The organism is Pararhizobium arenae, from assembly GCF_001931685.1.
GTDB lineage: Bacteria > Pseudomonadota > Alphaproteobacteria > Rhizobiales > Rhizobiaceae > Pararhizobium > Pararhizobium arenae.
Map to the genome: position 1 here is coordinate 626,576 of NZ_MOOY01000002.1, position 19,783 is coordinate 646,358.

The 19,783-nt window shown below is 53.5% G+C and carries 17 protein-coding genes; 6 read left to right on the forward strand and 11 right to left on the reverse strand.

Features of this window, described 5'->3' with window-relative positions; translation table 11 throughout:
* Positions 1-30: 30 nt before the first annotated feature.
* Genes BLX89_RS06370 through BLX89_RS06380 form a run of 3 tightly spaced genes read right to left on the reverse strand, consistent with a single transcriptional unit; the run spans position 31 to position 3,694 of the window.
* Complete coding sequence (locus BLX89_RS06370) at positions 31-2,253, reverse strand: helix-hairpin-helix domain-containing protein (RefSeq protein WP_075289785.1); 2,223 nt, start codon at positions 2,251-2,253, stop codon at positions 31-33.
* The gene (locus BLX89_RS06375; protein WP_075289786.1) at positions 2,250-3,020 is read right to left on the reverse strand and encodes a PP2C family serine/threonine-protein phosphatase; all 771 of its coding nucleotides are present in this window, start codon (positions 3,018-3,020) and stop codon (positions 2,250-2,252) included. The genes BLX89_RS06370 and BLX89_RS06375 overlap by 4 nt, the downstream gene beginning before the upstream one ends.
* A complete protein-coding gene (locus tag BLX89_RS06380; RefSeq protein ID WP_075289787.1) occupies positions 3,017-3,694 on the reverse strand; it encodes a vWA domain-containing protein in 678 nt (225 codons plus the stop codon). The genes BLX89_RS06375 and BLX89_RS06380 overlap by 4 nt, the downstream gene beginning before the upstream one ends.
* Before the next feature lie 210 nt (positions 3,695-3,904).
* On the opposite strand from BLX89_RS06380, the gene BLX89_RS06385 reads away from it, so the two are divergent.
* Entirely contained in the window at positions 3,905-4,558 is a 654-nt protein-coding gene (locus tag BLX89_RS06385; protein WP_075289872.1) for a thermonuclease family protein, read from the forward strand.
* A gap of 501 nt (positions 4,559-5,059) precedes the next feature.
* Here BLX89_RS06385 and BLX89_RS06390 read toward each other — a convergent pair.
* From BLX89_RS06390 to BLX89_RS06420, 7 genes are all read right to left on the reverse strand, one after another.
* Positions 5,060-5,743: a hypothetical protein gene (locus BLX89_RS06390; RefSeq protein ID WP_143523509.1), complete on the reverse strand. Its 684-nt coding sequence runs from the start codon at positions 5,741-5,743 to the stop codon at positions 5,060-5,062.
* Between the two features lie 222 nt (positions 5,744-5,965).
* On the reverse strand, positions 5,966-7,003 hold the full coding sequence (locus tag BLX89_RS06395) for a toll/interleukin-1 receptor domain-containing protein (protein WP_075289789.1): 1,038 nt from the start codon (positions 7,001-7,003) through the stop codon (positions 5,966-5,968).
* A 90-nt stretch (positions 7,004-7,093) separates the two neighbouring features.
* The gene (locus BLX89_RS06400) at positions 7,094-8,833 is read right to left on the reverse strand and encodes an ATP-binding protein (RefSeq protein WP_075289790.1); all 1,740 of its coding nucleotides are present in this window, start codon (positions 8,831-8,833) and stop codon (positions 7,094-7,096) included.
* A gap of 9 nt (positions 8,834-8,842) precedes the next feature.
* Positions 8,843-10,093, reverse strand: coding sequence for a DUF4297 family anti-phage-associated protein (locus tag BLX89_RS06405; protein WP_075289791.1), 1,251 nt, complete (start codon positions 10,091-10,093; stop codon positions 8,843-8,845).
* 316 nt (positions 10,094-10,409) lie between these two features.
* Complete coding sequence (recQ, locus tag BLX89_RS06410) at positions 10,410-12,272, reverse strand: DNA helicase RecQ (RefSeq protein ID WP_075289792.1); 1,863 nt, start codon at positions 12,270-12,272, stop codon at positions 10,410-10,412.
* Between the two features lie 241 nt (positions 12,273-12,513).
* The gene (locus BLX89_RS24135; RefSeq protein ID WP_143523510.1) at positions 12,514-13,155 is read right to left on the reverse strand and encodes a hypothetical protein; all 642 of its coding nucleotides are present in this window, start codon (positions 13,153-13,155) and stop codon (positions 12,514-12,516) included.
* 38 nt (positions 13,156-13,193) lie between these two features.
* Entirely contained in the window at positions 13,194-14,594 is a 1,401-nt protein-coding gene (locus BLX89_RS06420; protein WP_143523511.1) for a hypothetical protein, read from the reverse strand.
* Positions 14,595-15,387: 793 nt separating this feature from the next.
* On the opposite strand from BLX89_RS06420, the gene BLX89_RS24950 reads away from it, so the two are divergent.
* Positions 15,388-15,744 carry a hypothetical protein gene (locus BLX89_RS24950; RefSeq protein WP_075289795.1) on the forward strand — a complete coding sequence of 119 codons (357 nt, stop codon included), beginning with the start codon at positions 15,388-15,390 and terminating at the stop codon, positions 15,742-15,744.
* 56 nt (positions 15,745-15,800) lie between these two features.
* Here the strand turns inward: BLX89_RS24950 and BLX89_RS06430 are convergent, their stop codons facing one another.
* Complete coding sequence (locus tag BLX89_RS06430; RefSeq protein ID WP_075289796.1) at positions 15,801-16,595, reverse strand: AAA family ATPase; 795 nt, start codon at positions 16,593-16,595, stop codon at positions 15,801-15,803.
* 275 nt (positions 16,596-16,870) lie between these two features.
* Between BLX89_RS06430 and BLX89_RS06435 the strand changes: the two genes are divergently transcribed.
* From BLX89_RS06435 to BLX89_RS24600, 4 genes are all read left to right on the forward strand, one after another.
* Positions 16,871-17,887 carry a S1/P1 nuclease gene (locus BLX89_RS06435; RefSeq protein WP_075289797.1) on the forward strand — a complete coding sequence of 339 codons (1,017 nt, stop codon included), beginning with the start codon at positions 16,871-16,873 and terminating at the stop codon, positions 17,885-17,887.
* On the forward strand, positions 17,884-18,480 hold the full coding sequence (locus tag BLX89_RS24140) for a hypothetical protein (protein ID WP_143523512.1): 597 nt from the start codon (positions 17,884-17,886) through the stop codon (positions 18,478-18,480). Before BLX89_RS06435 ends, BLX89_RS24140 begins: the two co-directional genes overlap by 4 nt.
* A complete protein-coding gene (locus tag BLX89_RS06445) occupies positions 18,480-18,941 on the forward strand; it encodes a hypothetical protein (protein ID WP_075289799.1) in 462 nt (153 codons plus the stop codon). Before BLX89_RS24140 ends, BLX89_RS06445 begins: the two co-directional genes overlap by 1 nt.
* Before the next feature lie 141 nt (positions 18,942-19,082).
* On the forward strand, positions 19,083-19,238 hold the full coding sequence (locus BLX89_RS24600; protein ID WP_158025937.1) for a hypothetical protein: 156 nt from the start codon (positions 19,083-19,085) through the stop codon (positions 19,236-19,238).
* The last annotated feature ends 545 nt before the right edge of the window (positions 19,239-19,783 follow it).

The window sequence follows — 19,783 nt, forward strand, 5'->3', positions numbered from 1 at the left end:
GGTACCTTGCGCAATAGACTATGGCCACGATCAGATGTTCCTCGTGCCCTGGCAGGTCGGATATCGACTGCATCCCCAAAACTGGCGTCCTGCCCGCTTTCCCCGCCTTGCTGTTCGCAAACGCATGCCAGAGCCACATACAGGGCAGCTAGGTATGCTTGAGCCTGTGCGGCTTGAATTGTGACTGCCTCCGAAGCTTGTCCGCGCGGTACCGGCAGTTGACGAATAAGAGGTCGGTCGGCGCGTGGACGGCTGGGTAGGTTGGTACGGAGGTACCGGTTGCAAAACCGGAACCGCGATCTTGAAATGACGTAGATCGGCTTCGGCTTGGGCCAGTTCCTCAACGAATTGCTGAAGCTGGGCATCATTGCCACTGATCCAATCATTCAGCTGCTTGTGTTGCTGCTTCAATTGATCGACAAGCTTCGAAAGCTTGTCAGCACATCCTTGTTGTCGGGAGATGATATTGTCCCGTTTGGTTCGCAAGGCGGCTCTATCGGCAGCCGTGTAGTCGGTCCGAAACAGGAACTTTCTTTCAACCTGGTTGACCCAGGCCATGATGTTGGCGGACTTAACCGGGCCGATGCCATGAGCATCCTGAACGTCACGTCTTGATGCGTCGTATGCGGTCGTAAATCCGTAGGAAGCCAGAGACGCGACGTCACCGGACGTCAGTTTTGGTATCCTTGCACCTCGGATGCCGTGCGCACTAAGGTGGGCATCCAGCTGCTGTTGCCGCCTGGAGGCATTGTAGTCGGTTTCGATATTCTTAAAATCGGATACGAGCGCCTTGTACTCGTCAATCTTCTCAAGAATGGCTGCACGGGTTGACTGGACCGTTTCAGCAGGCGAGTTTGACTGCAGATGCTGGACCCGCCCGCGTACTTTCTCCGCAGTAGATTTGTACCTCTGAAGAAAGCTGCTTTCCGCGCTATCAGAGCGAAATGCCAGGTACACCGCCACGCCTGCTGAAATCAGGGGCACTACGGGTGGAAACCCAGCTGCAAACATCAAGATCGCCGCCGCGCCCCAAACTACTGCGAAGACTTTCCGCAGTCTTCCGTCCGACGCAGTTTTCGACGCAGAAGCCAAGGCTTCGGCAGATGCAGAGTAGCTGACTTTGGGCGACGGGATCGCAACTTTGATCTGGGGTGGAATTGTCAGCGAGTTTAGGATGGCCTCGATGGCTACGATGTTAAAGCTAAAACCAACGCCTTCACTGATAGAGCCTTTTGGAACGTGAGCGTTTGCGTCGTGGCTGATGAACATCGGCACGCCGAACGCCTGCTCCATTCGGCACCAGGGACATTCAGGGGCAACCCTTGAATAGTGGTGAGCCTTGTTGTTCGGACACGGCCGTAGGGATTGCTCCAGCTCTTCGAGTGCGGAAATCCATTGGCTGGGGGTTGGTCTGGAGCCGACTCCTTGAGGCGAGAACGCCAACTCGAAGCTCTGCCTGACCTTTGGTGAGAGGTCCGCCATCTGAACAGTCGAAGGAGGCGGTTGCATTTTTGTGTCCCGCATCGAGTATGCGAACCGAAACTCCTTGATGGCCTGTTCGATCCCCATATCTCCGACTCCCTTGAAGCGGCCAGAGAATGGATGTCGATCCATGCAGAGAATCTGGAAGATGGCGACCGCCAAGCCGAAGGCATCGTGATCGGGTGTACGGACCACGCTCTTCAAGGATTGGCCTTGTAGTTCCGGCGGCGTGTACTCTGGAACGCCGACGACGCACAGGTACTGTTTACCCTTTTGAATGACCTGGAATGAGTCGGTGTCGATGAGCGCGACGGTTGCCTGTTGGGAAACCAAGATACTGCGCTGATTAATATCTCCGATGACGCAACCAGCTGCATGGACCTGCCCAAAGACACGCGCCACGTTGATGGCGGTCCGCACCAGAAACCTGTAGTCCGCAGCCGGAAAATGCCTCAACCGTGAGGAAGGCGTCTGCAGTTCGTGGATTTCTTTGTGCTCTGCAACGAGCCGCATCAGGAAGCCGACAAAGCTTCCCTTGCGGTCAGCAACGACCTTGGTGGGGAACGCAACCGTATTAATGGATGAATGCAGGTTAGCATCCACCATGGCCCTGATTTTCGCCTCTCGCGATGCAACGACCGTGGGCAGATAGGCCTTTACCGCATAGCCCGGCAGGTTGGTCAGCGCATAGACCTCGCCTTCGCCGCCTTTGCCAATGCGCTTCCCGACATGCAGTTCGTCAGTTCCAGCAAAGAGTTTGTCGAGGCTCATCTTCTGACCGCTATCACCAACGTTTTGTCGTCATCGGTGTGCTCGGCAAACTTCTCGCTATCGAGATAAGCCGAAAGTCGGCCTGTCAGGAAACGGTCGCGGCCGAGAGATGTGCTTGATACGAATGGTCGTATCATAGGGTTGAAAAAGTTCTCGTAAGGCTCGTTCGTTACGCTGTCCAAGACCTGGTTCTCGATCCCGTCAGAGAACAGGAATATGGCGTCTATCGGAACATCATGCTCTGCGACCCTGAGCCTCGGAGTGCCGGAATCGGTCACGAAGTACGTAGTTGATGCGTACTCGCCATTTTCGGATTCACTCAGAAGCAGCCAGCCTTGGTCAACAGCGCTTCGAGCAACAATAGCACCATCACCGACGTGAGCGGTCACTGTCCGGGTGCCGTCCGTGACGCCCATAACCATCGTTGCGGCGAAATCACGAGGAGTGAGGGATCGCAAGGACGCTGCATGAATGATCCGGTCGCGAACCTGGTCTACCCAATCCCAAACATGATCCTCGGACGGCATGTCCGTTGAGCCATTAGCGAAATGGGAACGAAGAGCTTCCGCCAGCGTGCGACAGACAACCGAAGCACCTTCTCCACCATGGGACGCGGAACCTGCGCCATCGGAAACAACGGCACAGAAGATTGACGCCCCGTCCGGATCGACTATTTCAAAACATCGCTTCGCATCCTGAAGGCGCGTCCCGCTTTTGACATGGGAGATGCCCCGAACGGATGCGGCACCGAATGTCCATCTTGTCATCCGGCAAAGGCCCATCCATCCGGAGCCGTTGGATTGGTAAGGGGCACTTGCTCGCCCGGATTGGACCGAGAAACCGATCCAAGAGAGTTCGAGAGCCACTGGAAGAACTCTTTGAACTGGAGGCCCTTCAGTTTAAGCGGCTGGCGAACCGAGATTTTGGCCAGGGTATCCATGTTAGCGCCTTCGACGCCAATGGCATAAAACATGAAGGCCTTGCTATCTTCGCCCTTCCTGACCTCTTCAGCAGCGCGATGCCAGCTATCAGTAGGCGCACCATCGGTAATCAGGAAAACCCAGGGTCGATAAAAATTGATCCCGTTCTCCCGGTAACGATCCTTGCGTTCACGGAGCATGGCTAGACCGGTTTCGATGGCTTCTCCCATTGGAGTGTTGCCTTGGGAGGTGAGTGTTGGCGGATAAAAGTTCTCTGCACCGATGAAGTCCATTTCCACGTTCACGGGCCCGAACGTCACCATTGCGAATTCGACCCGTTTTGCCGCGAGACTATCGCTCTGAATCTCTTCCTGCAGAGCCCGTAGGCCTTCGTTCAGTTCGTCAATTGGTCTGCCGCCCATCGAACCTGAAACATCCAGGATCAGGACGCATGGACAGCGCGGTTGAGGGTTGGATTTCAAATCGGCATCGGCGAAAGGCTGTTGATCGAACTCGGACATGCAAGGCTCCCCATCCACAATTGCCGCCATACAACCCCAAAACGAATTGCCGATCAATTGGATGCGATGAAATACACAGTTAGGTTGAGATTGCGCCTAAGTGCTCTGAGCGTATGTTGTCCAAAGACTCAGAATATCGCTATGCATTTACCTAGCAGGACTAGAATGAAGAAACGAGAAGCCCGTGCCCGATGGAGGCTCCCAGTCTTGATGGCGCTCTCCTTGAGTTGCTCGGCAGCGTCGGCTCAGGATGAGCTGTACGTGGTGGACGGAGACACCATAGACGTTGCAGGAGTGCGGTTTCGTTTGCACGGCATCGATGCACCTGAAGCCGGTCAAAAATGTAAAAAAGCTCGCGGTGGAAACTGGCCCTGTGGGCAGGCCGCGATTGCTGCCTTGGAAGAACTTGTTGATCGTCGGCAGGTGCATTGCGACGACAGGGGTTCTGATGACTATGGTAGGACGATAGCGGTCTGCTTTTCGGATGGAAAAGATATCAACCGAGAAATGGTGGTATCCGGATTAGCTTGGGCATTCCGCAAGTATTCTCAGGATTACGTCGATGTCGAGGATCAGGCTCGCCAATTGAACTCGGGTATCTGGCAGGCATCGACGCCTCCCGCCTGGGAATATCGATCAGAGAAATGGGCCGTTGCGCAACAGACTGCGCCCAATGGATGTCCCATCAAGGGTAACATCTCAAAGAACGGCAAAATCTATCACGCACCTTGGTCACCGTGGTACGCAAAAACGAAGGTCAGCGTTGCGGAGGGCGAACGGTGGTTCTGTGACGAAGCGGAAGCCGTCACGGCAGGATGGCGAGCGCCGTATTGGGGACGAGGCGTTTTCGGGCTGAAGAACTAAATCACAAAGGCAGTTGTCAGAGGAGGCCGTTGAAATGAAATCGCCACGCTGCGCAATCCATAAACTGTTGATGTCGCTGGTTTGCGCACCGTCATTTCTAGCGTACGAAGCAACCGGAGTAGTTGCATCGGACAACTTGACCCCAGTTGCCTGCAAGTTTGAGCACTTGCCATTGATGTTGCTGATTTTTCGGACTGGCATGGGACGGAATGACAACACTGTGCAGATCGGACAACACGAGCCGGTCCCATTGAGTGTCGGATCAAGCTTGATGACGGCGACGTTCCAAGGACAGGATTTTGTTTTCTCTCTACGGATGCCAGCCAACGTCTCGGTAGCTGGCGAGGGTTCCGATACAATGACTTACCACGGTGAATGTATAAGCAGCCCACCGCGATAGATGGTGGCCTTGGAATCATTTTCTGCGGAAAAACGCTATTTGCAAGCCTACCGGGGTATCCGCGAATCCATATTAAGTAATCAAGTTTATAAAAGAATGCATCATTTCCCTTTTTGGAAATGATACTCCTCCATTGCCATATCCTCGTCATACTGTGAACGTCGAATGTCGTCGATTTTCTCGCGTGCCTCCGAAACACACTCCGGACAGCATACTACTTCCATCCCAAAACTCTGGACACTGGTCCGGCCTTCGTCCCATGCCCAGTCGAAGGCGTCTGATATGTCGATGAGGTCATGCTCGAAATTCTCCGCTCCACATGTCGGGCAATCGAAGATTTGTTCCTTGCGATGGCAGAAGCAGCATTGCTGCTCCGAGACAAGAAACGTGTTTTCACTGCATTCTGGACATGTCCAGATGATATCGTCGCGCTCGGCAATATATTCCTTGGCCCGCTCAAGCAGTTCTTTGCGGGTGTTTACCAATTGAATCACGTTGTTGTGCTGAGCCTCATCAATGAAGTCAGCAGTCTGTAATGCGAGTTGGCTACGATAGAAAAATATCATGAACCCAAAAATCTCGGCAAATTTCAGTTCGATATGCTCATGAGAATGATTGAATTCGAAATGAGTAAGCTCACTTCGTAACTCAAAGGCTTTTTCAATTTTAAGTTTATCAGCATCCGAGATGCTTACATTGCCGATCAGCGGGTTCCGAAGCCGTGTAATAGCGCACCGCAATGACACCGTCTTGTCTGGCTTATCTACCGACTCGTAGATAAACACGGGGTGAATTCTCCTTAGTCGCTCCTTGAACGCCAACTCCATTGCTTGGACGACGTGAAGGATCGCGAACTTCCACTGATTGGTCTCTGTCGTGTCCTGTTGTGCGTAGGACACAGCCTCTTTGAAATATGAGATGCTGTTGGTTAGTAGGTCCAGTCGATGCGTTTTGCTCACAAACAACACCCCAATTGCGGCTAACTACGGCTTCGTTCGACTTCCAGCTTACAAGTGTTCTTCCCAGAACTTGATCGTCGTAGGATCGCTTCGTTCGCCCCTTGCCTTAAGGGCCTTTGCAGCTTCAGGATACTCCTCAAACAGATCGTCCATCGCATCAAGTAATTTATAAAGCTGCTTGACTTCTTCAGTGCCGGTGTTCCAAGAGCGCCGTTCTTCGTCGTAGATTCCCAGCTCGATAGCGCGATCTGCCTCGTCAGGATAGTTTAGATGATCAACTGGTTTTCCACGTCCCATCCGGTCCAGGATCAATAGTCGGATTATCTCCATACCTCCGACTTCGCTTCTATGATCTCGAATTTCCCTCACAATTTCATCGAATTTCTCTTGCCATGATGTGTCTGCGAATTCGTTCTCGATTTTCGCAACGTCAGCTTTGTCCTTTGCCTTCTTCAAAGCCTCAATTTGCTTGTTGGCTTGCAGCAGCAAATCCTCCGCATCATCCCTTGCTTTGATCGCTTCTTCGAGTTCTGTCTGTTTAGCTTTGTGAACGGCTACGTCGATCTTTTTTGGACCCGCTAGAATAGGGAGTACATCGCGTTCCCAAGTTTTCTCGAAATCCCTGATAGCACGTCCGCGTACACCGGCTGCGGGAGCTTTCTTTTTGATCGCTATGCCCAGCTCTTCCAACATCTGCTGTAGCTCGATTGTGTCGTTGAGCTTTACTCCAACGATGCCGAGTAGCGTTGCAGTCATAGCGCTGAAATCAGCTGGCGGCACGACGACCGGAAATCGTTGTGTTTGCAACACCCAGGCAGCCCCTAATTCGCCCAAGCAAAAGGCGCTCTCTAGGTAAGCGGGGGTTATGAGAGCGACAACAGCGTCGGCGGCTTCCGCGTGAGCCCGAATACTGTCGACAAATGGCATTCCCTTCGGAGCGCCCTGACCCGACAAGCTGGAACAGAATATATCGGCACTTGTGATGCCAAGATACTGCGTTAGCAACGTCTGGAACGCTTCCACGAGTTCAATGTCTGCTGCTGCATGGCTGAGAAAAATCTTCGGCTTTGACACCACAATGTTCATCCCTATTCTATCGTGTAGTTATTCAGTATTTTCCATCATTTGTTTATCGACAGGTTTGTTATACGAAGACCGCCGAAATGAATGCTCTGTTCAACCCCGCCAGTTGTCTGCACGCTTTTTGAAATCGATGTTTTTCCATTCCTCTTTCCATAGCGTGAAATATTTCACGTCACTGGACGAAGGTTCGGGATCGCATTTTTCCACATACACTACGCACGGCATAACAACGGCGTCCCCGATGAGAAGCGCTTCGCCTTGTTCGAGCGCAGGCATGCCCTCGGTCAGATTGCCTAGGGTATCTGGCAAAAGTCGGCGGACGTAGCTTTGATCATCGGGGTTGGTGAGACGCATTGCGAGGAAGTTGGAGCATTGCGAAAAAATAGTTTCTGAAATTTCAGACGGTCGCTGGCTCGAAATGAGAAGGCTGATGCCGTACTTTCGGCCTTCTTTGGCGATGCGTTCGATTGCAGCCAGGGAAGCCTTGTAGCGAGCAAGGCCACTCTTTGGCGCGTATTTGTGCGCTTCCTCACAAACCATCAGGAATGGCTGTTCAGTCTTGCTTTCAACGCGCCGAGCATAATAGCAAAAATCGAACATTAAACGGGAGATCACCGAAACGGTAACGCTGAGCAGTTCAAAGGGGATGCCGCTGAGGTCGATGATAGTGAAATTCGACTCGCCTCCCGCTTTGTAGCCGGTAAACTGTTCAAGTACCTGCTCCAGGGTCGCGGCTTTGGCCTTCGCACCGAATATGAAGTCAAGCCGGGAGTTGGATATCTTTGATCTAATCCGACGCTCGAACTTGTCGATGCTACCGTCGGCATAAGGGCCTTTGTTGATTTTGCTGCGTTCCGGGGCCGCGAATTCCCGCAACGCCTTGCAATAATGCTCAAGCTGCCCCTCCACGTCATCGAACGTTTCGGTCGTGCCGTCCTTAAACTTGATATGCAGCGAGTTCTCAGCATCTTTTGTTTCCCGCGTCAGGTTGCGGAAAGCGTTCGCTACGTGCTGAATGTCATATCGAAGCGGACTGTCGAAATTGACCTTCTCGACGGCAGGATTGCTGATCTTCTTGGCGATGGTCACCACGGAACGGAGCAACGACTCCTGATTGTAATTGTTGTTGTCCCCCGACTCCAGGAACATGTCCTCCATCTCGTCTTCGTTGAGAAGCCAATATGGCAGGACGAGGTCATCGACGGTGATGACATTCGCCTTAGTAAACGCCGTGGCATATTCGGAATGAAGATCGAATATCAGGATATGGGAGTTGTTGAGTCCCTGATATTCGCCGGTTTTGGCAGATATCGCCTTTTGCAGAACTGACGACACACTCGATGATTTGCCCGATCCCGAAGCGCCGACAACGGCAATATGTTTGTTGAAGAACCGGTCGCCATGGACAGGGACGACGATATCGCGCTGCCTGGTCAATGACGAAAAGCAAAAGCGGTCTTCAGCCGCATAGCAGTCTGCGTATATGGCTGCGATTTCCGCTTTCGTCGCCGGGACGACCTTTTTCGGCGGAATGGCGAGTTCGTCACCGCCTCGATTGAACTTTCCGTCTTTAAGGGTCCCGAGAGGATACGCATCAATCATATAGACGCGCTTGTAGTCACTGCTGCCGTTGCCTTTCACCTCTTTCATCTCGATTGAAAAGCTTTCGATGATGCAGATGAGAGAAACGTTGTCATTGTCCGAGACCTTGAGAAAGGACCCAACGCGAAGAGACTCTCCCGCCGCCTGGAAGTTCAAGAGATCATCGACGGCCACTCGGACTTTGTTGGGGTAAACGGCGACAACCTCGGCATTGGCGATTTCCTCAGTCATTGTTCGTCCTCAGATAATTTTGGTGATTGTGGAGATGCTGCTGACGGGGATCGAATACATCCGACTCTTCGGACCCGGCAGCGCCATGGTTGCAGGGCGTTCTAGGAAGAAGTCGTAGATGTGGCACAACTTCCGTCCCACCCCATCGAGGACCTCCAGCAACTGGTCGACGTCGTCAACAAGACGAATTTCGATCTGGTGCTCTTGGGTCTGCTGGCTATGAACGTGATCGATGCGGAATGGCGATCCGCGATATGGGAAACCGTCTACGAAAACTGTTCCAGTATCGAAAAGCTCGTTCTTCACTTGCATGATGAGCTTTTCATCCGCGCCGCGTAACAGGACGAATGGCGCGTAGCGCTCGGAATTCTGGATGCGGAGCTTCTTAGCCGAACTCCAGTTGTTGCCGATTGCTCTGAGTTGGTCGCAGACAACCGAACCGTCGGTTGCCGCATTGCATTCAATGATGAAAGCACGGACGATTCCTGCGCCGTTCGTGGGCGAGAAGTACAGGCGTTTCATATGCGTCGCGTACTCGCTTGCATCCTTCTCCCGGAGGAGCCATCGATTATGGACCGCTTGAGTACCTTTGAGTAGTTCCTGCAGGTCACGACGGGTGACCTTACGGGCGTTGTGATCTTTTTTCGTCGCGAGCGTGGCGATGTAGTCGAAGGCGATTGGATAGTGAAAGCCTTCGGCCTCAAACGCGGAGACGTCTTGGTTTTTCCGTATCGCCTCGATGACGATGTTGCGATGTTCAGAAAATTTCGTCGAGATTTGTATGCTGAAGCTCTTGCAGAACGCCTCAATTAGCCGATCTGGCGCGTCCATGCCGTCGAGCAAAGACTTCTTTTCGTAGCTCTTTGTACCGTCAGCGGCCTTCACTTCCTTTCGGTATTCCATAACCGATTTGAAGCGCTCGACGGAAAGTTCGCCAATATCGATCTTTACTTCTGAGAAGTGCCCGTACAGCAGGTACTTTCTGCCTGCGCGTTGTGCCTCTTCGAGGCCATAGAAATGAATAAAGAGTTTATGTAAAGGATCACGCAGCACCGAGTCTGTCAGGTTCTGCTCGGCGTAGTATTTCACCTGCCCGTAAATGACGCCTTCATCGGTATAGCGGTCAAAGTCTTCAATGCCCTCAATGACGACGTTCTCGTCCAGGCCCGCATTCAGGATTTCGAGCAAGGCAGCGTCGAGTTGGTAAAAGTAGCCCCTGATTGAAGCTGTTGCTTCACGGTTTTTATCGACTTCCAGCATCCCACCCCCGAATCAATCCCCGATTGACATTATAGGTGAGAGCAAGCGTTAAGCGCGAGTGAGCGTATTTGCGCCGATGGAAAACTCTGGCGAGAATTGGGAGGGTACCAACCCTCGCGTTGGCCTTCCTATCGGAAATTTGCGATACCATTATCGCATTCCGTGAAGAGGGCACTGTCGACCGGAGCGCTTTACAGTCGCCATGCGGTGATAGACCCACAAAACTACGTAAACGTTATCGACAGTAAGAACTGCAAGGCGTTTCCTTCAATGGAAGCCGCTTTATGGGTCAAATCCGTCTCGTAAGACCGAATGCTCACTCGTGTTCCAGAATAGTTTCCATAAACTGCTCCCCGTATCGAGCAAATTTCGTGGCTCCGACTCCCGATATCGACAACATGTCCCGCTCCGTCGTAGGCCGGTTGGTCGCGAAAGCGATCAGGGTCGTATCTGGAAAGACGACGTATGGCGCGACACCCATGTCCTTTGAGATCAAGAGTCTAAGCGCGCGTAGTGCCTGAAAGAGCCTCTCGTCGTCGACCGACATTCCGGATCGGGCCGCTGAAGCAACAGGCTTACCGCGTTCACGCTTTCGAACATCATCCACCGTGTCGCGGCGAAGTGTCACCGACACCTCTTTCTTGAACACGGCGTGGGCCGACGGCTCCAGTTTCAGCGCACCGTATTCGTCATGATCAACCCGAATGAAGCCAAGGGCGAGAAGCTGACGGAAGACGGATTGCCATGCGTGAACTGACAGCTCCTTGCCGACGCCGAATACGGCAAGTTGGTCATGCCCGAATTTGCTCGTGCGTTCGGTCACTTTGCCAAGCAGGACGTCAATAACATGGGCAGCGCCGAAACGTTCGCCGGTTCGATAGACCGCTGCCAATGCTTTGATTGAGGCCTCGGTACCATCCCAGGTCTCGACCGGATTGTTGCAAGTGTCGCAATTTCCGCAGCGGGTAGGTGCTGCCTCGCCAAAGTGCGATAGGATGGCCTTCCGGCGACATCCTGCAGTCTCGCATATGCCAAGCAGGGCACTGAGCTTCGCCCGTTCTATTCGCTTGATCTCATCGGTGGCTTCACCTTCATCGATCATCCGCTGGCGTTGAACGATGTCCTGCATGCCGTAGATCATGAAAGCTTCGGACGGCAGGCCATCCCGCCCGGCTCGACCTGTCTCCTGGTAGTAACCTTCGACGGATGAGGGCAGGTCGAGGTGTGCGACGTACCTGACGTTTGGCTTATTGATACCCATGCCGAATGCGACGGTGGCGACCAAACAAAGGTCTTCCTCCATTCGGAACGCATCCTGGTTATCTGCCTTCACACTCGGGTCCATTCCCGCGTGGTAGGCTCGCGCCTTGATACCCTGCTTGTTGAGCCACTCTGCCGTTTCCTCGACTTTTCGTCGGGACAGGCAGTAGACAATGCCGCTGGAACCATCGTGACGCTGAAGGAAGCGAAGAAGCTGCGTGCGTGCGTTATCCCGTTCAGCAATCTGGTAGGTGATGTTTGGGCGGTCAAAGCTGTCGACGAACACTGCGGCGTCGTCGAGGTGAAGCTGGCGGATGATATCGTCTCGGGTATGAGGATCGGCTGTTGCCGTAAGAGCGATCCTGGGCACGCCGGGGTAAAGTTCCTTGAGCTTGCCGAGGCCAAGGTAGTCTTTGCGGAAGTTGTGTCCCCAACTGCTGACGCAGTGACATTCATCGATTGCGATCAGGGAAATCGGCACGTTGCCAAACAGGTCGCCGAAGCCGGGGAGCATGACGCGCTCAGGTGTGACGTAAATTAGTTTTAGCTTACCTGCACGTAGCTTCGACCTGACTGAGCGAGACTCTTCTTCCGATTGCTGCGACCACAGGCATTCGGCCTCGATACCAAGAGCTTTCAGTTCCTCGACCTGATCTCGCATGAGAGCGACCAAAGGAGAAACAACAACAGTGACACCTGGAAGGCAGACCCCCGGAAGCTGGAAGCAAAGCGATTTTCCTTTTCCCGTGGGGAAAAGGACCAGTGCGTCGTTCCCAGCTAAAATATGTTGAATAACATCCGCCTGTTTCCCGCGAAAATCCTGATACCCCCAGATGCGCCGTAGAGCTTCGAGAGGCTTTTCGAGTGTCCTCTCGTCGAAGAGGGCGGTGACGGGGGATCGGTGGTTGGGGCTGTGCATCAATTGACAATGTTTCGTATGGGAAATCGTCGAATAGGAATCGACCGTCTGACGTTCCGGTCCGGAACGTCAGCTTCAGGTTCGATTTCTGTACCACGATTCGGCGACAGCCTGATTTTTGGATCGCCTCCATACAATTAAACCGAAGTAGAAGAGTGTAGGTCGCCGGTAGGCGGGCTCGCAAGGCCCTCGCGGCCGCCTACGCTTGCACCCACCATTGCCCCTCAGAGCGGGACGCGCCTTATTTCTGGGCGTTCCACCAGGAACTCGACTCGAAAAAGATAAACCGGTTCGGATACCGTAGTTCTTCTTCGTCGCCCCTAATGACGCGTATGTTGATGACATCTGTGTCATCATCGATATCGGCCACCATCACATAGTCGCCCCGCATAACGTCATGGGTTTCGCGATAGAAATGCAGCGCGAAGTTGGTATAGAAGGGGTCATCTTCACCTCCGACGTGTTTCTCTATGAGACTTTCGATACCTTCGAGTCCCCAATCTCCGTCAACGGTACCGTCCGAGTTGCGAAGCCGATAACATACATCTTCGCCGACCTTGACCGTGTAGATTCGGCAAACCCAGTTGGGCTCGCTCGGCGCTTCCTCGTCACCAACCCCACGCTTGATGTCGCCAGTTTCATCAAAGCCGATCCGCAAAGAATTCGCGTACCGAGAAATCGCTTCGTTCTCCCACACCCGGACAAAACTTTCGTAAGCCTCGTCCAGTGCTGACCGACGATTTTCCTGGTAGGCTGACTGCAAACGCAAATAACCTTCGGTAAAGTCGGGCATCGAGTGAACACATTGAAAACAATTCGGCTCACCTGCCGCTTCTGAGCCGGTTGTGCGGTCGCTCTGTGGCTTCACTTCATTCGTTGACATAAGAATGTCCCCCCGGTGGTTTTTCAAATCGTTGACGGTTAATGCTGTGTCGATTGGTCATCCCGGCCCCAAAATGCCAACCATCCACCGATCCTAGACGCTCGCAGCACATCGATTGCTTCGGACCTGCTCAGCCCCTGCGCGATGAGTACGTTTGCGTATTGGCTGAGACGAGCCGATTTCTCGTTTTCCGAGAGCTGGTCGTCAGGGAGAGAACGTGGGCGAGTGTGGCACGTGTGAATCAAGGTATTTAGGTTTTCATATCCGAACATCCTGGCTGCATATTCGCGCCCGCGATTCAGGCCACATTCAATCCCTCGCTTCCGAAGCGCGTGCCCAATTCTCTTGCCCACCGCGAACGCAACGTCGCGGCTGTCGAAGCCCATGATTTCCGTCGGGACCATTCGTCCAGATAGCTGCTCGCCCTTGGAAAGTGGGTTAGGCGCTTTCCCCCGATCTGTGGTCGTTGCAAAGCCGCCCACGGCTGCTCTTTCTCGACCAGCCTTGCTGGCATGCTCCTGTATCAAGTCCTGAATGTCTTCGAAGCCGAACCACTCGCCCTTGCGGCTTAACTTGATTGCTTCCTTGGCTTGCTCGGTGCTCAGGCCATGCTTCTCAAGCGCCGCGCAATATTGCCGGTAGCGCCTAATTCGCTCCTCGGGTGACGCCTGTAGGTCAGTTGGAGAGGGCGGGAAGTCCTCGAAACGATCCATGAAGTCGTTGTAGCCGTCGTATCCCAGCATGTCGGTAATGACTTCGAAGCAGGTGAGAATCCCGTATCGCTTAATGCCGACTTGCTTAATGGCCTTCCGAACAGGTTCGGCCAACTTCCTGACGGTGTCATCGTACTCGAAATGTATTCGTCCATCTCGGTGCTCAGGAGCAGACGGAGTCGCTACTGGTTCTACCCGCACGCTACCGGCGGGGCGCATCGTCGGCTGCAGATTTTGCCTATTCTCCGGCTGAAGAGGCGTATGTGATGCAGATTGGCGTAGCTCTGACCGAGCGGCAGTCGAGTTCACCTCACTCTTGGCTTGTGGCTCTTTCCCGGATATGGACGGCCAGTAGAGCGCCTCGATCTTTTGCTTATAATTTCGCCGTTCCGCTTGTGGTGCGCTGGGGTCTGAGAATCTAACTGGCTTCACCTGAAGAGCGGACGGAACTCTGCGTTTGACCACTTGCACTTGGACACCCTGGCGCGGGGCGTAAAGCGACGCGCGGTCGGATACCGTGACGTTCCCCTTCAAGGTGATTAATGGCCGCCGCTCAGATCGCTCGTTTACGGAGTGATGCTCGACAGTGACGTCTGCGTGGTCATCATCCTGCAAGGCGACGCCTGCAGTGGCAGGCTCTTCACTCAAAGGCGCTCTGGCGTCGAGATGCGGGAGGGGGGCGGCAGCCTCATTCAAGCGGAGGATACCGAGCATCCGCTCGGCCAAGGCTTCGACGGTCTCACGGTATCTATCGCTGTACGATCCTCTGAGACGTAGGGCTCTTCTCGGTCTTGCTGCTGTCTGGTTGGCATTTGCGCGTAAGCGCTCCAAGACTTGCTCTATCATGTCGTTATGCACGGTAAAGGCTCGCTGTAAGATCAGGCATGAGCCGGATAAGACATGATTAAGTATCACATTGCAAATTTTCGATATCTTCGAGATACTTTCATATATTCGGATAATACTGTAATTCTGCCGCAAGGAATTCTGCAAAAAAAAATCGATAATTTGGATATGCGACCTTAATTCCTTTGATCGGAATCCTGTAAAGGCCTCATTAGGTGATTGGAGTTTAGGAATTTATTCCGGCGTCGGACCGATTTAACTTGATAATATTTCAAATTTTTGGAGATATAAATTGAATTTTCGCCGGGTGAAGTTTAGTCCGGCAACGTCGTTTTGCCTCGAATCCGCCAACCGCGTTGAAGGGGCTGGATTGCGATTGAGTGAATTCCTTGCGTATTGCATTTCGGGCGTGAGAACTCCTTTCGAACTCCAATAAAACGCCTTGGGGTCGCAAACCAGGGCATGCAAGTAGAGTGACGGCGTTACTTCTACATTACTTTAAAAAAAATATTACCCGGTGAGCATTTTGTCTGGCCACGAGCGACGTGGCCCTCTGTTCCAGCCGTTTGAGGAAACAACTCATTCATTTTCGGCGTGCTACCAACGCCTTGATGGCCCATCCGAGGCGGCGTTCGCGAGAACGAGGCCGGACAAATTAAGAACGAGGTCTTACTTGCCAGAGGAAATAGATACGACCGGAGCCTGGTACAAAATCGGCTTCGACGAAGGGGCGAAGGCGGGCACTTCCGACATGGTTGCCGAGAGAGATACCTTCAGTGCGATGGAGGATGCTCTCGCCATGGGGCATGCCGTGTTGGATGGCCGATATGCTACCATTCGTCGTCGCCAGATTGATTTTCAGTCATTCGACGATATTCAAGATTGGATGGGCGGAGTGCTTGCCGGTACCGCGTCCGTGGGCGCTCGGATCGGATTTCAGGTGAGCCTGGAGTATCCATATTCCAGTTCGGACGGCGGCGTCGTGACGTATATCCTGGTGGTCCGAGACAGTTCGACGGTTTCTCATTAAGGTTCCACGCCGGGACGCTTCTGTCAGCCCGGCGGAAATGAAGCCTCGTTTTTTGGTCAGTGCAGTTTGAATACTCCAAGCTTGAATCGTTGGGTAACCAAGGCCGTTTCTATCGAGTCGAAAGCGTCAACAAGCAGCGACAATCTGGCTGCAAGTTTTCCGAAATCGTTGCCTGCCAGTTCGACGTTCAGCACTTGGGCGAGTTGCGCGCCGAGCATCGTTTGGTGTCGTCCGAAAATGGCATCCTGAGCATCTTTGAGGGGCTGAACGTTCTTAATGTCTTTATCAAGGTGCTTGAGAAGGTCGCCAATCTCTTCCCTGGCCTCTTTTCCTGACAGGAGGTGGAGCAGACGGGATAGCTGGCTGTTGCGTCCCGGTCGAAGATTCTGCTCGGCGTCTCGCAGCGGCTGCAGGTACACACTTCGCAAGTTATCCAACATTTGAGACGATGCAGGTACCTCTTCAAACTGACCGCACCATCGTCTGGCGCGCAGACGTCCAGACTTGTCGGGCTCCCCATAGGTGACGCCCATCACGGCTTCTATGTCGCCAGATAGTTTCTCTCGGATTGCATGCAAAAAGTCGGCCTCGTCGTCCAGGTCGAGGTCTTTGAATACAAAGGTGAACGTGATCTCGCCTGTGGCCGTACCTGCCTTTGGAAGATGAATGTCATCTGAGGTAAAGCGGGGATAGGGGTCGTCGGCTCCCGCCAGCAAAGCACGTAAACCGTCGACGACGGCGGATTTTCCGATATTATTCGGGCCGACAATGACGTTGAGACCGGGCTGAAAGCTTAACGTGGTTTTCGTGAAACGTCGAAAATTCGAGATGGTTAGCGATGCCAGGTACAAAACGAATTCCCCTCTCGTCTTTGGGTTGAGTTTTGCGTTGTTTGTGTTTTTTGGCAAGATTGGTGCCAGTGCTACTAGCCGCGCAGTATAGCACGGTCCTTAGGCCAGGTGCGGGTTCGTTGCGGGCTTCGGAGAACAGCTATTCCGTGAGCTACTACCGGCGTCTGTCTCATGTGCCGCTCGACACCCAAGCAACCAACGCGGAAATTAAGAATCTCTTCACTTTCCTATAAGTTGCGATATGATCGCGCTGCGTTAGCTCGTGAGGGGACAACATGGGACGCATTGCTACAGGAATTCTCATATTTGCTGCGGTTGCAGGTGGCTGGCTGAGTTTGCGGGAGCCAGCCCGAGCCTGGGGTGAGTTTGGCCATCTGACAGTGTGCGACCTCGCGTACCGAAATTTGACGGACGCATCGCGCGACGAATTGAAGAAAATCTTCCACGCAGGGCAGGGTGGCATTACAGTTCAGGCAAAGGACGGAACAGAGCTTCGGCACTACACCTCATTCAACGTCGGCTGTCTCGAAGAAGACGAAAGGCCTCGCAAACATCCTGCGGACCATTTCGTCAACCTGGACAGGACGACAAGTTCCATTCCTTCAGCGAGCTGCCCGGTTGGTGGATCGTGTATTTTCGCTGGGATAGACCGCGATTTGGCGATTTTGAAGGATCGCTCAAAATCGGATGAAGACCGCGTCTTCGCGCTAATGGCTGTCGGACACTGGATTGGCGACATCCACCAACCACTTCATATTTCCTTCGCTGACGATAAGGGCGGGAACGCCATAAAGGCGAAGGTGCCGGGTGGCTGTGGGACATCATCGTACCGGCCCGGAAACCTGCACGCGGTCTGGGACGGTTGCCTCTTGGAAGCGGGGCTTTTCCAGAAGGTTCGCAATCGCGCCGACTTCAAAGCAAGCTGGGGACGCCGCACGATCACGTACAGGGCGGTTGATACTCTGCTCGCAAACACAAGTTTGATCGATGAACAACAGATGGTTGGGACCGACCCGGCAATATGGGCGAACGAATCCTTCGAAATCACGCTGCGGCCGGAAGTTCAATACTGCGTAAAGGTCGGAGCCTCCTGCAACTACTCGGACAGCCAGGTCACGTTGGGTGAGAATGATGAGGAGCGAACAGTCGTTGCGGATCAGGCCTACCGCATGGCGTTCGCACCGATTGCTGAGGATAGGGTCAGAAACGCTGGTTTCCGATTGGCGCACATTCTAAATATCGCGCTCGATCCGAGCTATCAGGGGCCGGTCAAGGATTCACTGCAACCGTGACCCGTCGTAGCAATTTTTCACGCCTACTGTTTTCAGCTCTCGTAGCCTGGCTGGCGACCGACGGTGCGCGGGCAGGAATGACGTTGACTGAGTGCAATGATGTCGCGGAGTTGGCGTCAATTGAGTTTGACGACAGCTTAATTGTAAGCCTGTACTCAAATCCATCTCAGCGGATATGCCGTTTCAGCGTTGCGCTTCCACCAAATCAATCTGCGAATGCCAATCCGGCGATGATGGCGACTTACGCGGCGATAGGAGAATTGGATAGAATTCGAATTGAGTTCAAACTTGCCACCGCCGAAGGATCGCAGGCCCTTCGCGAAAGCTTCGCGCCGCGAATATTGGAAGCCTTCAGGCAGCCCTTTGTCGAGGGAGCGTTCAGCAAAGAGGACAGCAGCGGGTTTCTTGAGGCCATGGGAACTGCGGAAGCACGTAGCGGGATTGAGCGGTGTGTCTCAGACGTGCTTCCACGTCAGGAGCAATTTCGTGAGGTCAACAGCTTCCTATCGTGCGGAGCTATAGGTGAACGGAGCTTCGGCATTCAGGCGCGATCTGCGGAGCTGAGCTACGCCCTCGTGTTTCCGGCATTCTGATGAATTGGCTCGGGACGTATCTCTATCGCGGATGGCGCTGGCTCATTTATGGATTGCCAGGTGACATCCGATCTGCGGCTGTGGGGGCGGTCACGGGTATCGTCTTTACAGCGATGATGACGGCGCTCTTGACCCCTGATCCTGTCTTCTTCTCCTCGTTTGCGAATGCCCAAGGGTATGCTCAGCCCTTGGAGCCGCTGAACAGCATAGTCATTTCATCGGGCGAGGATGTGAGTTTTGAATTTCAGCCCCCTGAATTGAAGAAGGCTTATGTTTGTGAGTTTGCGCAGGTCGAGGCAGAAAATCATCGGCAGCTGATGCTGAGTTACCTCGGCCGCTATCCTACATGTTTCGCGGTGGCCCAATTGTCTGCGAGCAAGTACCGGGTGTTTATAACAGCGTCGACGGTGGATGTCCGACAAAGCGATGGAAACTACTTCTGTAAATGCCCAACGCGGTAGTTCAATTGGTCCGTCCAGCTTAATCGCCAAATTCATACATGTTGGCAGGTTCCAACCATAGAAAACTTGTGTTTAAGCTTCTTTGCGAGTTGCAACTGTAAGCGGTGAAGCATTGAATGTTTGCCATACATGGAGACGCAAATGACGGGTAAAAAAGGTTCGCATTCTCCCGGCGGCAGCAACATCAAGCCGGGTCCGGGACGTCAGACGAGCGGTGGTTCCGGTCCAAAAACCGAGACCACGCGTAGCGCCGGTAATCAGCCACCACCGAACAGAAATGGCGGCGGCAAGAAGTGAACGAAGAAGAGGATTGCCTAGACAGGGCGTTTCGGGCACGTCATCAGGCCTTGCGAAACGCTCTCTACCATCTCGCCCGTAGGGGATGGCTGGATGGATGGAATCGCCTCTTCAATCTTCTGGTCATCATAGGTGGTACCAGCGCCGCCGCCGACCTCACGAGAGGTAATTCTCAGGCATATCTTTTGCTTGGTGGTGCCATCGCACTTATTGGTGCTCTTCAGCTCGTATTCGATTTTGGGGGTAGGGCACGCGCTCACGAGACCTTGCAGCGCCGCTACTATAGCCTCGTAGCGGACATACAGAGCCGCATTGTGCCGACGGTGCAAGATTGTGCAGACTGGGAAGCTGAAATGAGCCGAGTTGCTGCTGACGAGCCGCCCACACTGCGCGCACTGGACGCAGTCGCGGACAATCAGGCCACAGCAGCTCTACTGGGTTCAAGCCGACCCCGTTTGCAGGTCACCCGGTTCGAAAACCTGACGCGACAGATTCTGAGCCACAACGCCAGTGTCTTTCCAGTTGATCCGGAATGGACCGCTTCA